The sequence below is a fragment of the Streptomyces sp. NPDC087310 genome (assembly GCF_044744405.1).
GTDB lineage: Bacteria > Actinomycetota > Actinomycetes > Streptomycetales > Streptomycetaceae > Streptomyces.
Map to the genome: position 1 here is coordinate 534,475 of NZ_JBIUYF010000001.1, position 13,886 is coordinate 548,360.

Genomic DNA, 13,886 nt, shown 5'->3' on the forward strand with positions numbered 1-13,886 from the left:
GGATGACCCTGGGTACGGAAACGACCGGCCGGATGAAGCAGTCCCCGGACGTCGAGGACGAGATCCTCGACGTCCGCCACCACCAGGATCCCGGCCGGAACCGGCTGACCCCGGTGGTGACACTGCCGCCGGACGTCGCCCTGGCCGTGGTCGACGCCCTCGCCGGTCTGGTACGGGCGGCGCACCGCGGGGAGGAGGCGAGCCCGACCCCGGACGGCGCGCTCAAGCAGGCGCAGGAGTTCGAGGAAGGCGATGTCTTCATGCTGGAGCCCCCCTTCGAGGGCTTCTTCGCCGACCGCTATCTGATGGACTTCTACGACACCGCCGAACGCGACATCTGCTCGCGCATGCACCTGCACACCGGGCTGCGGTTCGTCCGGATGATGACCGGCCCCGGCACCACGATCCGGGTGTCGAGCCTGTCCCCGATCACCGTGCGGCCCGCGGCGGGCTGGTCCGGTGCGCTGAGCACGTTCACCGACGCGCTGCCCGGTACGCCCACCGGGGTGGACCGGCTCCGGCACAACGTGATCGTGCCGCCGAACTCCTGGGTGGACATGCAGATACCCCGTGGGGTGTCGCACCAGTTCAACGCGGTGGGCCCGAACGCGGTGATCGATTCCGTACACCCGGAGGAGTCCATCGAGACCCTGCGCGAGGGCATGTCGGGATACCGGATGATGGCGCAGACCATCTTCCTCGCCAAGGACAAGAGCCCGGCCTCCACCTGCGCCGACGTCAGCGCGCCGGACGACACCACGCGCGGCTGACCGCGGCCGGCCGCCGCGGGGGGGGGGGGGGGGGGGGGGCGGCCCCCCCCCCCCCCGGGGGGGGGGGGGGGGGGGGGGGGGGGGGGGGGGGGGGGGGGGGGGGGGGGGGCGGGGGGGGGGGGGGGGGGGGCCGGCGCCGGGCGGGGGGGGGGGGGCCCCCCCCCCCCGGCCCCCCGGCAGGGCAGCACCACGCGGCACCCGCGCCGGGCGCGGCGGGCGCTACCCGAAGAAGACGCCCGCTTCCGCGTACAGCTCGGGCCGGACCGTCTTGAGCCGGGCCGTCGCCTCCGTCATCGGGACGCGCACGATGTCCGTACCGCGCAGGGCGACCATCTTCCCGTAGTCGCCGTCACGCACCGCGTCGATCGCGTGCAGGCCGAAGCGGGTGGCCAGCCAGCGGTCGAAGGCGCTCGGGGTGCCGCCGCGCTGGACATGGCCGAGCACGGTGGTGCGGGCCTCCTTGCCGGTGCGCCGTTCGATCTCCTTGGCCAGCCACTCGCCGACGCCGGACAGCCGGACGTGCCCGTACGAGTCCAGCGAGCCGTCCTTGAGGACCAGATCGCCGTCCTTGGGCATCGCACCCTCCGCGACGACGACGATCGGCGCGTACGACGCTTTGAAGCGGGAGGTCACCCAGGCACAGACCTGGTCGACGTCGAAGCGCTGCTCGGGGATGAGGATGACGTTCGCGCCGCCGGCCAGCCCGGAGTGCAGGGCGATCCAGCCGGCGTGCCGCCCCATCACCTCGCAGACCAGGACCCGCATATGGGATTCGGCGGTGGTGTGCAGCCGGTCGATGGCCTCGGTGGCGATCCCGACGGCGGTGTCGAAGCCGAACGTGTAGTCCGTCGCCGACAGGTCGTTGTCGATGGTCTTCGGGACGCCGACGCAGGGGACCGCGTACTCGTCGGAGAGCCGCGACGCCACCCCGAGGGTGTCCTCGCCGCCGATCACGACCAGCGCGTCGACGTCCGTGGCGGTCAGGGTCTCCCTGATCCGGCGGACGCCGTCCTCCTCCTTGAACGGGTTGGTGCGCGAGGAGCCGAGGATGGTGCCCCCGCGCGGCAGGATGCCGCGCACGGTGGGGATGTCGAGCCGTACGGTGTCGCCGTCCAGCGCGCCGCGCCAGCCGTCCCGGAAGCCGGTGAAGCCGTAGCCGTACTCCTGGACGCCCTTGCGTACGAGGGCGCGGATGACCGCGTTGAGCCCGGGGCAGTCGCCGCCGCCCGTCAGTACTCCGACCCGCATGAAACACGTCCCTTCGCCAGGAGGGGTGATTCAGGTCACTCCGGCATGGTGCACAGGGGCGGTCCCGTTCCACCAGAGGGCGGACGGCACTGTTTCGCGGGCGGGCCGGAGGGGCCGGCCGGGATCAGATGTCGTCGAGGCCGCGCTCGATCGCGTAACGCACCAGCTCGACACGGTTGTGGAGTTGGAGCTTGCCGAGGGTGTTCTGGACGTGGTTCTGCACGGTGCGGTGCGAGATGACCAGCCGTTCGGCGATCTGCTTGTACGAGAGGCCCTTGGCGACCAGCCGCAGCACCTCGGTCTCGCGGTCGGTCAGTTCGGGCGCCCTCGGCTCGTCGGAGGCGGCCGGCGCGGGCTCCGAGGCGAGGCGGCGGTACTCCCCGAGCACCAGGCCCGCCAGGCCCGGGGTGAAGACCGGGTCGCCCTCGGCGGTGCGGCGTACGGCGTCGGTCAGCTCCTCCGTACTGGCCGACTTGAGCAGATAGCCGGTGGCCCCCGACTTGACCGCCTCCAGTACGTCGGCGTGCTCACCGCTGGCGGAGAGCACCAGGACGCGCAGCCCGGCCAGGGATCCGACCAGCTCCTTGCAGACCTGGACGCCGGGCATACCGGGCAGGTTGAGGTCCAGGACCAGTACCCGGGGGGTGGTGGCGCGGGCGCGGCGCACCGCCTGGGGGCCGTCCCCGGCGGTGGCGACGACGTCGAAGCCCGCCGCTTCCAGGTCGCGGGCGACCGCGTCGCGCCACATCGGGTGGTCGTCGACCACCATCACCCGGATCGGCCCGCTCCCGCCGTTGCCGCCGTCCGTCCCGGGCCCGGTGGTGGCCGCCGTGGTCTGCTCGCTCATCGCTCCGTCTTTCCCCGTCCCCGTGGAACCTTCAACTCGACTTCCGTGCCCTGTCCCGGCACCGACACCAGCTCGGCCGTGCCGCCCAGGTCCCGCAGCCGGCCGCGGATCGAGAGGGCGACACCGAGCCGCCCCTCCCCCTCCGCCTGCGCGAGCCGGCCCTCGGGGATGCCGGGGCCGTCGTCCCGTACGGTCACGATCACTTCCTGCCCCCAGTCCTCGACCAGGATCCAGGCGCGGGCGTCCGCGCCCGCGTGTCGGTTCACATTGTCCAGGGCGGCACCGACAGCCGCCGCCAGCTCCCGGGCGGCGGCGGGCTCCAGTACGACGGGGGCGCCCGGTTCGGAGAAGGTGACCCGGGAGCCCGCGTACGGCGCGAGCAGCGTCCGCAGGTCGCACGGCCCGGCCCCGCCGCCCTCCTCCGGTCCCCCGGTGGCCGGGTCGGCGGAGTCGGCCGCGTCGTCGGAGTCGGCGTCGGGGTCGGCGTCGTCGACCGTACGGACGACCGCGCCCCGCGCGGTGTCCTCCGAGGTCCGCGAGGCGGGCACCAGCCCGCTGGAGACCAGCGTCCGCAGGGCGATCTCCTGCTCCCCCGCCATCCTGCCCAGCTCGGCCGCCTCGCCGCCCAGCGCCGTACCGCGCCGCTGCACCATGGCGAGCACCTGGAGCACGCTGTCGTGGATGTCGCGGGCCAGCCGCTCCCGTTCCCGGGTGGCGGCCTCGATCTCCAGGGCGCGGGCGAGGGTGCGTTCGGAGGCGCGGGCGACCTCCACGACGTAACCGATGGCGATGGAGGCGACCCACACGAGCAGCACGTTGTGGACGGTGTCCAGGGTGGGGTGGCCGCGCTCGATGAGGTTGGCCGCGGCGACGAAGGTCGAGGCGAAGGCGGCCCACCGCCAGCCGCCCTTGACGGCGAAGGCGAGGACCGATCCGGCGACCCATATCGACGGCAGGGTGAGCCCGTCGACGGAGCGGGCCTGGACGTCGGCGAAGGGGGTGAGCAGGATGCCGGTGAGGCCGATGGTGAGATCGACGCCCAGGAAGCGCTTGGTGCAGCTCACCGCGTTGGCGACCTTGGGGAGCGTGGCGAGCGTCCAGACGGCCAGGACGGCGAGGAAGGCCGCGGCGACCCACGGCCGTTCGAAGCGGCCGCGTTCGAAGACGAAGAGCAGCACCGCGTAGCCCATCGTCAGTACGCGGTAGCCCCTCAGCGCGCTCCACAGCGGCTGCTCGACCGACATCCGCACCACACGCTCGCGCTTGGCCATACCCTCTGCCTTCCCCCCTGGCCTTCCTCCTGGCCTTCCCCCTGCGGCCCGCCGTGCGTCCTAACTGTCGGCGGGCGACGCGGCCTTCGCCGCCTCCGCGATCTGCCGCTTGGCCGCCGTGGCGTAGACGTCCACGTACTCCTGGCCGGACAGCTTCATGATCTCGTACATCACCTCGTCGGTGACCGACCGCAGGATGAAGCGGTCGCCCTCCATGCCCTGGTAGCGCGTGAAGTCCAGCGGCTTGCCGATCCTGATCCCCGGGCGCATCAGCTTGGGGACGACCTTGCCGGGCGGCTGGATCTTCTCGGTGTCGATCATGGCCACGGGGATGACGGGCGCCCCCGTCGCGAGCGTCACGCGCGCGAGACCGCCGGGCTTGCCCCGGTAGAGGCGGCCGTCGGGCGAGCGGGTGCCCTCGGGGTAGATGCCGAAGAGTTCGCCGTTCTCCAGGACCTTGATGCCGCTCTGGATCGCCGCCTCGCCCGCGCCGCGCGCGCCGGAGCGGTCCACGGGGAGCTGTCCGACGCCCTTGAAGAAGGCGGCGGTGAGCTTGCCCTTCACCCCGGGTGAGGTGAAGTACTCCGACTTCGCGATGAAGGTGACCTTGCGGTCGAGCACCGCCGGGAGGAAGAACGAGTCCGAGAACGACAGATGGTTGCTCGCGAGGATCGCCGGCCCCTCGGCGGGGATGTTCTCAAGTCCCTCCACCCAGGGCCTGAAGGCGAGCTTCAGGGACCCTCCGATGGAGAACTTCATTGCGCCGTAGATCAACTCGAATTCCTCCTGTGTGCTGTGGACAGACCTTAACCCGTGGGGTGCCCGCCCCCTTCCTCCTCGGGGCCGCTCGCGGGGCGTGCCGGGAGGTCCGCGGAAGGGACGGAAGGACCTGGTCGGTGTCGGTCCGGTCGCGTACGGTGAAGTACACCTTCCCGAGCCTCACGAACAGGAGACCTTTGGTGCCGGTCCTTCCTGGAGCCGAGCCGTACCGCCATGAGGGCGGCGAGGTCGGCGTCCTCCTCTGTCACGGATTCACCGGTTCCCCCCAGTCGCTCCGTCCCTGGGCCGAGTATCTGGCCGGGCGGGGGCTGACCGTGTCCCTGCCGCTGCTGCCGGGGCACGGCACGCGCTGGGAGGACATGCGGCTCACGGGGTGGCAGGACTGGTACGCGGAGGTGGACCGGGCGCTGCGGGAGCTGCTGGAGCGGTGCGAGCGGGTCTTCGTGCTGGGGCTGTCGATGGGCGGGGCGCTGGCGCTGCGGCTGGCCGCGAAGCACGGGCGGGCGGTCAGCGGGATCGTCGTGGTCAATCCGGGGATCAAGGTGCACGGGGCGGCGGCGTACGCGCTGCCGGTCCTCCGCCATCTCGTCCCGACGACCAAGGGGCTGACGAGCGACATCGCCAAGCAGGGCAACGCGGAGGTCGGTTACGACCGGGTGCCGCTGCACTGCGCGCACTCGCTGCGGAACTTCTTCCGGCTGGTGGACGGGGAGCTGCCGCAGGTCAACCAGCCGCTGTTGCTGCTGCACAGCACGGTGGACCATGTGGTGCCCCCGGCCGACTCGGCCAGGATCCTCGGCCGGGTCTCCTCGACGGATGTTCGTGAGGTCCTGCTGGAACAGAGCTACCACGTCGCGACGTTGGACCATGACGCGGAGCGGATTTTCGAGGAGAGTCACGCGTTCATCGGCCGGCTCGCTCCGACTGTCGGGAAGAAGGGGAGCACCACCGGTGGCTGAGCATGACGCGAACCGCGAACCGCAGCCGATCGACGAGGAGGCGGCCTGGGCGGCGATCGTCGCCGGGTACGGGGAGGAGCCGGCGGACCCGCCGGGCGCCAAGCCGTTCAAGTCGGTCGAGGACCTGGCGCTGCTGGAGGGCGAGCGGAACGGTACGAGACCCGGGGCGGACGCTCTGGACGGGCTCGACGGCGGACTCGACGGACCTGACGGACGTGACGCGGGGAAGAAGGCGCCGGAGCCTCCGGGGCTGCTGAAGCCCCCGATGCCGGCGGTTCCGGCCCCTGCCCCGACCCCGGCAGCGGATTCACCGGCGGGTTCGTCGGCGGACTCGGCCGGGGACGAGGCGAAGAACGACGAAGACGGCAAGGCCGACGCGGGCGGCACGGGCGGCACGGGCGAGGACAGCAGCCCGGAGGCCGGGAAGCCCGCCCTGGGTGGCTCGATCACCTTCGCGCCCGGCGTCGGCGGGCCGGGCATCGCCGTCCCCAGCGCCGGCGGCCCGCGCGACTACCGGCTCGCGGAGCCCGAGGACGGCGACACCGAGGACGGGGAGGGCCACTTCGTCCCGCCGGAGCCGCCCCCGCTGCCCGAGTCCGACGTGACGGCCAGGTTCGCCTGGCTCGCGGTGATCGGCGGGCCGGTGCTGATGCTGATCGCGGTCCTGCTGAGCTGGGACATGACGTGGTGGCTGACCACGCTCTGCATCGGCGGCTTCCTGGGCGGGTTCGCGACGCTGGTGGCGCGGATGGATCCGGACGACGACGAGAGCGACGACCCGGGCCGCGGCGCGGTCGTATAATTACGCGGTCGTACAGCTACGCGGTCGTACAACCGCCGGAGCGCGCTGCTCACGGCGCCGCCGGTACGCGCAGGGCTGCAAGCACCGGAAGGTGGTCCGTGGCCGCCCGCAGATCGGCCTCGGTGACGCCGGGCAGCCCGCGCGGCACCCCGCAGCCGAGGATGTCGACGCCCTCGGTGGCGAGGACGGCGTCGATGCGCTGGTGCGGGCGGTCCGGTGTGGAGGTGTACTCGTCGCCCCACGGGCTGACCGCCCAGCCGTCCTGCAGCTTCCCGGCGAGCAGCCGGAAACCGCGGCCGGTGGGCCGTTCGTTGAGGTCGCCCGCCACGACCGCGTGCGGTACGTCCATCGCCGCGAGCCGGTCGAGCACCATGCCCGCCTGCGCGTACCGCTCGGCGGCCTGGAGGCTGAGGTGGCAGCTCAGCACCGCGAGGCGGGCGCGCCCGATCCGTACCACCGCCGTCGCGAAGCCGCGCCGGTGCAGACCGGGGGTGTGCGGCAGCAGGACGTCCTCGGCGCGTTCGACCGCGACGCGCAGCGAGCACAGGAGCAGCGGCCCGGTCGCGGGGGCGCCGCCGCCGAGCACCACGAGCCCGGTGTGCGCGGCCAGCCAGGCGGCCTGTTTGCGCCAGCGGTAGAAGCGGGGCGCTTCCTGGACGAGGACCAGATCGGGCGCGCACGCGGTGATCACCCGGGCCAGTGCCACGCGGTCGTCACGCATCGAGCGGATGTTGTAGCTGAGCACCCTGATCACGGCCGAACCGTCCGGCTCGGTACGGGAGTCGGGGAGCGGGGGCGGGGGCGTCGCCATGGCGCAGAGGATACGGGAGGCTCCGCACGGCACCGCGCCCGCCGCGCCCCTTCCCGCGGGGTGCGACGGGCGCGTATGCCGAGCGATTCCCTGTCCGGCCGGGGAGGCCCGGAAGGGTGCGGTCAGCCCTGGCGGGCCAGGTCCGCGGCGCCCACCAGCCCGGCCTCGCCGCCCAGTTGGGCCGCGAGGACCTGTGCGTGCGGGCGCCACTCGCCGCCGATGAGCCAGCGCCGGAACGACTTGCGGATCGGGTCGAGGACGAGTTCGCCCTCGTCCGAGACGCCGCCGCCGACGATGAACGCGGACGGGTCGAACAGCGAGGCCAGGTCGGCCAGGCCGGCGCCCGCCCACCGGGCCAGCTCGCGGAAGGAGTCGACGGCCACCGGGTCGCCGGCCCGGGCCGCCGCGCTGATGTGCCGGCCCTCGATGCCCTCGATGGTGCCGTCGCCGAGACCGAGCAGGGTCTCCGCGTTCTCGGGCGTCGCGTTGGCGCGCTGCCTGGCGTACCGGACGAGGGCGCGCCCCGAGGCGTACTGCTCCCAGCAGCCCTGGCTGCCGCAGCCGCACAGCAGACCGTCCGGGACGACCCTGATGTGCCCGAACTCGGCCGCCACACCGAAGCGTCCGCGGCGCAGCTTGTTGCCGATGATGATGCCGCCGCCGAGGCCGGTGCCGAGCGTGATGCAGATGACGTCGTCGTGGCCCTGTCCGGCGCCGAAGCGGTACTCGCCCCAGGCAGCCGCGTTGGCGTCGTTCTCCACGACGACCGGGAGCCCGACCCGCTGCTCGACCTTGTCCTTGAGCGGTTCGTGGCGCCAGTTGATGTTCGGCGCGAAGAGGACGGTGGCGCGCTTGTCGTCGACGTAACCGGCGGCGCCGATCCCGACGGCCTCGATCTGCTGCCCCTCGCCCGCGCCGGAGACGGCCGCGCAGATCGCGTCGACAATGCCTTCGGCCGTCTGCGGAGTGGGCACCTTGTGCGTCTCCAGGATGGTGCCCTCTTCGTCGACCACGCCGGCCGCGATCTTCGTGCCGCCGATGTCGACGCCGATGGTGAGTCCCATGTGTCCCTCAGTTTTCGGTCGAGCCCCGCTACGGGCAACGGTACCCGAGGGCGGGTGCCCGACCGGTCAGTCCAGGTCGATGCGGCCGTCAGGACCGGGCTTCTCGTCGCGGGGATCGGTGGGGTCCTCGGACTTCTTCGTGTCCGGCCGTACGGGGCCGGGCTGTTCGGTGTCCGGCCGCGCGGCGTCCGGACCCCCGGAGGACGAGGCGGACGAGGCGGACGAGGGAGACGACGGGGCCGAGGGACCCTGGGTCCAGCGGGCCTCCTGGCCCTCGACGGCGGAGCGGTACGCGGCGAGCAGTTCGCCGCCCGCCGCCGCGAGGTGGTCGAAGACCCCGGGGTTGCGCTCGATGACCGGCTCGACGGCCTGCTTGGCCTGCTGGACGAACTGCTGGACGGCGCCCTGCGCGGCCATGCCGAGCAGCGGGCTCTGGAACGTGGAGACCTTGTCGGCGACGGCGTCGAACAGCTTGCGCAGTTCGTCGGCGGCGGAGCCGGGCGGGGGCCCGTAGGCGGCCCGGCGGCGCGCCTTCTCCGCTTCCAGGTCTTCCGCGCATGCCGTGGCCCAGGCGTCCGAGTCGGCGGCGGGGCGCTCGGTGGCGTCGCTCATGGCGTACTCCTGCGTCAGGGACAGAGCCTTCCGCCATGGGCAGCGGAAGGGTTCGTACCTTCGACGGTACCCGAACGGAGGTACGCCGTTCAGTGTCCGCGCGGCCACAGAGTGGGGTCGGGGGCGAATCTCACCCGGAGCACCCCGTCCGCGAGGGCCGCGCCGGTGACGGTGCAGCGGCGCAGCGCGGAGGGCAGCGGAACGATTCTCCGGAACGGGCCGACGGTCAGCAGGAGTTCGTCGTCCTTGCGGACCAGGTTCAGTTCGCTCTTGACGGCGCCGGGCAGGGGGATGCACCAGACCAGCAGGTTCTCCTCCGCGAGCCGGTCCTCGACGGGCCAGGAGATCCCGGCCGCCTCTCCCCCCGCTTCTCCCACCGTCTCCGTACCCGCGGCGGCCAGCAGCGCGAGATCGTCGAGCCCCTGCGGATCGCGGCCGAGATGCCCGACCGGCCGCCGGTCCGCCGGCCACTCGGCGAGGTACTTCCGCTGCTGGGCGACGAGCGTCGCGAGCCAGGGGTCGGCCGTGTCGTGCGGCAGCAGGCGGTTGGGTACGGGGGCGTCGGCGCGCAGCCCGTACAGGGCGAGCGCGGTCCGCGCGGTGTGCAGCGCCCGTGCCGCGGCGGGTCCCGGCTCGGCGACCAGCCGTACGGTCGTCGCCGGGTCCTCGATCAGCCGCTGTACGGCGGCCAGTTCGGTGTCCCAGCGGGCGGCGGTCTCGTACAGCCACTGCGCGGGCATGGGTATCCCGGCGAGCTGGGCCATCATCGGGCGCAGCGCGCGGGCGGCCTGGCGTTCCTGGGGCAGCAGCCGGCGCAGATAGCGGCGGAGCTGTTCGGGCAGGGCGAGCAGGGCGAGGGCCTCGCGCAGCGGCGGGAGGTCGACGACGAGGGTGTCCCAGTCACCGGCGGCGGCCCGGCGCAGCGCCTGGAGCAGGGCGGACTGCTCGCTGCCCGGGAGCGTGGTGAGCTCCTCGCCGGCCAGGGGGCGGGCGCCGAGCAGGTCGAGTCCGGCGGCGACGCGCTCCTGGAAGGCGAGGGTTTCCGTACGGAAGTGTGCGCCGGGGTCGACACGGGCGGCCCACAGTCCGCCGGAGCCCACCGGGGCCGGGTCCGTACCCACCGGGAGCGGGTCCAGGCCGACCGGGGCCGGGTCCGTACCCACCGTGCCGGGGGCCAGGCCGAGGAGGTCGTCGAGGGGGTCGGCGGAGAGCAGCAGGACGCGTCCGCCGCGGCGGGCGGTGGCCAGCGCGGTGGCGGCGGCGATGGTGGTACGGCCCGCGCCGCCGGGACCGGTGACGAGGACCGTACGCATCCGGGGTCAGGCCCCCGAGCCGGATTCGACGCGCTTCTTCAGGCCGTCGAGGGCGCGGTCGATGATGACCTTCTCCGCCTTGCGCTTGATCATGCCGAGCATCGGGATCTTGACGTCGACGGTCAGCCGGTAGGTGACCTCGGTGTGGCCGCCGGCGACGGACCTGAGCAGGTAGGAGCCGTCGAGGGCGCGCAGCATCTGGGACTTGACGAGGGTCCAGCTCACCTCGTTGTCGCCGGTCCAGGTGTAGGCGAGGGTGTGGTCGTCCTTGATGGCACCGGCGTCCAGCACCAGCCTGACCTGCTGGGCGCGGCCCCGGTCGTCGGTGGCGAGCACCTCGGCCTGCTTCACCTCGCCGGTCCAGTCCGGGTAGCGGGCGAAGTCGGCGATCACGCCCATGACGTCGGCCGGTGCCGCCTCGATCGTGATGCTCGAACTGGTGTGTTCCGCCATCGCCGTGTCCTCCGGTGCCGGTGCTGTTCCGGCTTCTGGGTCTGTGGTGTGCAGGCTATCGCGAGTGCGACGGTCACCATTCCATGGTCCACGGCCGTCCGGTCGAGGCGAAGTGCCCGACATTCACGCACTCCGTGGCCCCTACACGCATCCTGCGTGCCAGCGGCTGGTGGACATGGCCGAAGAGCGCGTACCGGGGCCGCGTCCGACGGATGGCCTCCAGCAGGGCGCGGCTGCCGCGCTCGAAGCGGCGGGCGACGGTGTCGTACGTCAGCTCGGGCACCTCCGGCGGGATGTGCGAGCAGAGGACGTCGACCTCGCCGAGCGCCTCGACCTTGGCGGCGTACTCCTCGTCGGAGATCTCGTACGGCGTGCGCATGGGGGTGCGCAGCCCGCCGCCGACGAAGCCGAAGACCCGGCCGCCGAGTTCGACCCGGTCGCCGTCGAGCACGGTGGTGCCCGGCCGTACGTACTCGGGCCAGAGGGAGGGGATATCCACGTTGCCGTAGGTGGCGTACGTCGGATCGGGGAGGACGGCGAACAGTTCGGCGTACTGACGCCGTACGCCCTGCTGGATCGCGGTCTCCTGGTCGAGATCGAGCGCGGCCCACAGCGCGCGGCCGAACTCCCTGGCCTCGTCGAAGCGCCGGGCGGTGCGCAGCTCCACGAGCCGGTCGGCGTTCGCGACGCCGAAGAGGTCGGGGAAGATCCCGCGCGAGTGGTCCGCGTAATCCAGGAAGAGCACGAGATCGCCGAGCACGACGAGCGCGTCGGCACCGTCCCCCGCCCGCGCGAGGTCCCTCGCGTTTCCGTGTACGTCACTCACCACATTGACCCGCATGCCGATCACCCTAGGGTGCCCGTCCCCCACGGAGGTAGGGGGTTCCCCTGCGGCGGGCGGAGGTTCCCCGCGTAGACGGTGCCGGACCTGCGGTTACTTTCGCGGTGCGAGAGGGGTGGACTACTGTGCGCGAAGTACCGTCAAAGGCGATGTGACGCAAGGAACATCTGGCCGGAAACCCCTATCGGTGGGAAGTACCGATGGGTAACGTCCGGGCAGTCCAGTCGTGCTCGTCCCGTCGAGCACCTGCCCGATCTTGGACCGCAGCCGGCACGCACAACGCCGTGGCGCCGGCGCCCGATGAGGAGCAGCAGTCTTGCGCGAGTTCGGCCTTCCGGCCCTGTACGAGGTCCCCTCGGACGGCAATCTGACGGATCTCATCCGCCGCAATGCCGCTCAGCACCCCGATGTCGCGGTTCTGGGCCGCAAGGTGGCCGGGGCCTGGACCGACGTCACCGCCACGCAGTTCCTCGCGGAGGTGCGGACCGTCGCCAAGGGGCTGATCGCGGCGGGCATCCGGCCGGGCGACAGAGTCGCGCTGATGTCGCGCACCCGTTTCGAGTGGGTGCAGTTCGACTTCGCGATCTGGAGCGCTGGGGCGGTCACCGTCCCGGTGTACGAGACCAGTTCGGCCGAGCAGGTGCAGTGGATCCTCGGTGACTCGGGCGCGGTCGCCGCGATCGTGGAGAGCGACGAGCACGCGGCGTCGGTCGCGTCCGTACGGGGCGGGCTGCCCGCGCTGCGCGACGTCTGGCAGCTCGACCGGGGCGCGGTGGCGGAACTGACGGCCGCGGGCGCGGAGGTCACGGACGCGACGGTCGACGAGCGGGCCGCTACGGCGAAGGCCGACGACCCGGCGACGATCGTGTACACCTCGGGCACCACCGGCCGCCCCAAGGGGTGTGTGCTGACGCACCGCAGCTTCTTCGCCGAGTGCGGCAACGCGGTGGAACGCCTCAACCCCCTCTTCCGTACCGGCGAGTGCTCCGTCCTGCTCTTCCTCCCCACCGCGCATGTCTTCGGGCGGCTGGTCGAGGTGGCGGCCGTGATGGCGCCGATCAAACTCGGCTGCGTACCGGACATCAAGAACCTGACCGAAGAGCTGGCCTCCTTCCGTCCGACGCTGATCCTCGGGGTGCCGCGCGTCTTCGAGAAGGTCTACAACGCGGCGCGCGCCAAGGCGCAGGCGGACGGCAAGGGCCGGATCTTCGACAAGGCGGCGCACACGGCGATCGCGTACAGCCGGGCGCTCTCCACCCCGCGGGGCCCGTCCCTGGGGCTCAGGATCCGCCACACGGTCTTCGACCGGCTCGTCTACCGGAAGCTGCGCGCGGTGCTCGGCGGGCGCGGCGAGTACGCGATCTCCGGCGGCGCCCCGCTGGGCGAGCGGCTGGGCCACTTCTACCGGGGCATCGGCTTCACGGTGCTGGAGGGGTACGGCCTGACGGAGTCCTGCGCGGCGACCTCGTTCAACCCGTGGGACCGCCAGAAGATCGGCACGGTCGGCCAGCCCCTGCCGGGCTCGGTCGTCCGGATCGCCGACGACGGCGAGGTGCTGCTGCACGGCGAGCACCTGTTCACGGGGTACTGGAACAACGAGGCGGCGACGGCGGAGGCGCTGGCCGACGGCTGGTTCCACACCGGCGACATCGGCACCCTCGACGAGGACGGCTACCTCTCCATCACAGGCCGGAAGAAGGAGATCCTGGTCACGGCGGGCGGCAAGAACGTCGCCCCCGCGGTGATCGAGGACCGCATCAGGGGGCACGCGCTGGTGGCGGAGTGCATGGTCGTCGGCGACGGCCGCCCGTTCGTGGGCGCGCTGATCACCCTGGACGAGGAGTTCCTCACCCGCTGGGCGAAGGAGCACGGCAAACCGGCCGCCTCGACCGCGGCGACGCTGCGGCTCGACCCGGAGCTGCTGGCGGAGGTCCAGCGGGCGGTGGACGAGGGCAACGCGGCGGTGTCGAAGGCGGAGTCGGTACGGAAGTTCCGCGTCCTGACGGCGCAGTTCACGGAGGACGCGGGGCACATCACGCCGTCGATGAAGCTGAAGCGGAACGTGGTGGCGAAGGACTTCGCGGACGAGATCGAGGCGATCTACCAGAGCTGACG

General features: G+C 72.5%; 14 protein-coding genes. 4 read left to right on the forward strand and 10 right to left on the reverse strand.

The features are described from left to right. Nucleotides 1–2: 2 nt before the first annotated feature. Nucleotides 3–770, forward strand: coding sequence for a hypothetical protein (locus ACIO3P_RS01940; RefSeq protein WP_329822634.1), 768 nt, complete (start codon nucleotides 3–5; stop codon nucleotides 768–770). Between the two features lie 219 nt (nucleotides 771–989). Here ACIO3P_RS01940 and ACIO3P_RS01945 read toward each other — a convergent pair whose 3' ends face one another. From ACIO3P_RS01945 to ACIO3P_RS01960, 4 genes are all read right to left on the reverse strand, one after another. Further along, a complete protein-coding gene (locus ACIO3P_RS01945) occupies nucleotides 990–2,018 on the reverse strand; it encodes a 6-phosphofructokinase (protein ID WP_401850401.1) in 1,029 nt (342 codons plus the stop codon). Nucleotides 2,019–2,142: 124 nt separating this feature from the next. Beyond that, nucleotides 2,143–2,787 (reverse strand): response regulator, encoded by a 645-nt coding sequence (locus tag ACIO3P_RS01950; RefSeq protein WP_401789661.1) that lies wholly within the window; start codon nucleotides 2,785–2,787, stop codon nucleotides 2,143–2,145. Nucleotides 2,788–2,861: 74 nt separating this feature from the next. Then, nucleotides 2,862–4,136 (reverse strand): MacS family sensor histidine kinase, encoded by a 1,275-nt coding sequence (gene macS, locus ACIO3P_RS01955; protein ID WP_401850402.1) that lies wholly within the window; start codon nucleotides 4,134–4,136, stop codon nucleotides 2,862–2,864. A gap of 60 nt (nucleotides 4,137–4,196) precedes the next feature. After that, nucleotides 4,197–4,895 carry a lysophospholipid acyltransferase family protein gene (locus ACIO3P_RS01960; protein ID WP_401850853.1) on the reverse strand — a complete coding sequence of 233 codons (699 nt, stop codon included), beginning with the start codon at nucleotides 4,893–4,895 and terminating at the stop codon, nucleotides 4,197–4,199. A gap of 200 nt (nucleotides 4,896–5,095) precedes the next feature. Between ACIO3P_RS01960 and ACIO3P_RS01965 the strand changes: the two genes are divergently transcribed. After that, the gene (locus tag ACIO3P_RS01965; protein ID WP_329825998.1) at nucleotides 5,096–5,875 is read left to right on the forward strand and encodes an alpha/beta fold hydrolase; all 780 of its coding nucleotides are present in this window, start codon (nucleotides 5,096–5,098) and stop codon (nucleotides 5,873–5,875) included. After that, nucleotides 5,868–6,677, forward strand: coding sequence for a hypothetical protein (locus ACIO3P_RS01970; RefSeq protein WP_401850404.1), 810 nt, complete (start codon nucleotides 5,868–5,870; stop codon nucleotides 6,675–6,677). Before ACIO3P_RS01965 ends, ACIO3P_RS01970 begins: the two co-directional genes overlap by 8 nt. Before the next feature lie 49 nt (nucleotides 6,678–6,726). Here the strand turns inward: ACIO3P_RS01970 and ACIO3P_RS01975 are convergent, their stop codons facing one another. The 6 genes from ACIO3P_RS01975 to ACIO3P_RS02000 all read right to left on the reverse strand — a co-directional run bounded on the left by ACIO3P_RS01975 (nucleotide 6,727) and on the right by ACIO3P_RS02000 (nucleotide 11,771). Next, nucleotides 6,727–7,488 (reverse strand): endonuclease/exonuclease/phosphatase family protein, encoded by a 762-nt coding sequence (locus ACIO3P_RS01975; protein ID WP_401850406.1) that lies wholly within the window; start codon nucleotides 7,486–7,488, stop codon nucleotides 6,727–6,729. A gap of 122 nt (nucleotides 7,489–7,610) precedes the next feature. After that, nucleotides 7,611–8,552, reverse strand: coding sequence for an ROK family glucokinase (locus ACIO3P_RS01980; protein ID WP_329825995.1), 942 nt, complete (start codon nucleotides 8,550–8,552; stop codon nucleotides 7,611–7,613). A gap of 66 nt (nucleotides 8,553–8,618) precedes the next feature. Further along, complete coding sequence (locus ACIO3P_RS01985; protein WP_329825994.1) at nucleotides 8,619–9,164, reverse strand: DUF5304 domain-containing protein; 546 nt, start codon at nucleotides 9,162–9,164, stop codon at nucleotides 8,619–8,621. An 89-nt stretch (nucleotides 9,165–9,253) separates the two neighbouring features. Continuing rightward, a complete protein-coding gene (locus ACIO3P_RS01990; protein ID WP_401850408.1) occupies nucleotides 9,254–10,477 on the reverse strand; it encodes an ArsA family ATPase in 1,224 nt (407 codons plus the stop codon). A 6-nt stretch (nucleotides 10,478–10,483) separates the two neighbouring features. Continuing rightward, the gene (locus ACIO3P_RS01995; RefSeq protein WP_329825992.1) at nucleotides 10,484–10,930 is read right to left on the reverse strand and encodes an SRPBCC family protein; all 447 of its coding nucleotides are present in this window, start codon (nucleotides 10,928–10,930) and stop codon (nucleotides 10,484–10,486) included. 73 nt (nucleotides 10,931–11,003) lie between these two features. Then, nucleotides 11,004–11,771, reverse strand: a complete 768-nt coding sequence (locus tag ACIO3P_RS02000; protein WP_329825991.1) for a metallophosphoesterase — start codon at nucleotides 11,769–11,771, stop codon at nucleotides 11,004–11,006. Between the two features lie 316 nt (nucleotides 11,772–12,087). On the opposite strand from ACIO3P_RS02000, the gene ACIO3P_RS02005 reads away from it, so the two are divergent. Continuing rightward, the gene (locus ACIO3P_RS02005; RefSeq protein WP_329825990.1) at nucleotides 12,088–13,884 is read left to right on the forward strand and encodes an AMP-binding protein; all 1,797 of its coding nucleotides are present in this window, start codon (nucleotides 12,088–12,090) and stop codon (nucleotides 13,882–13,884) included. The last annotated feature ends 2 nt before the right edge of the window (nucleotides 13,885–13,886 follow it).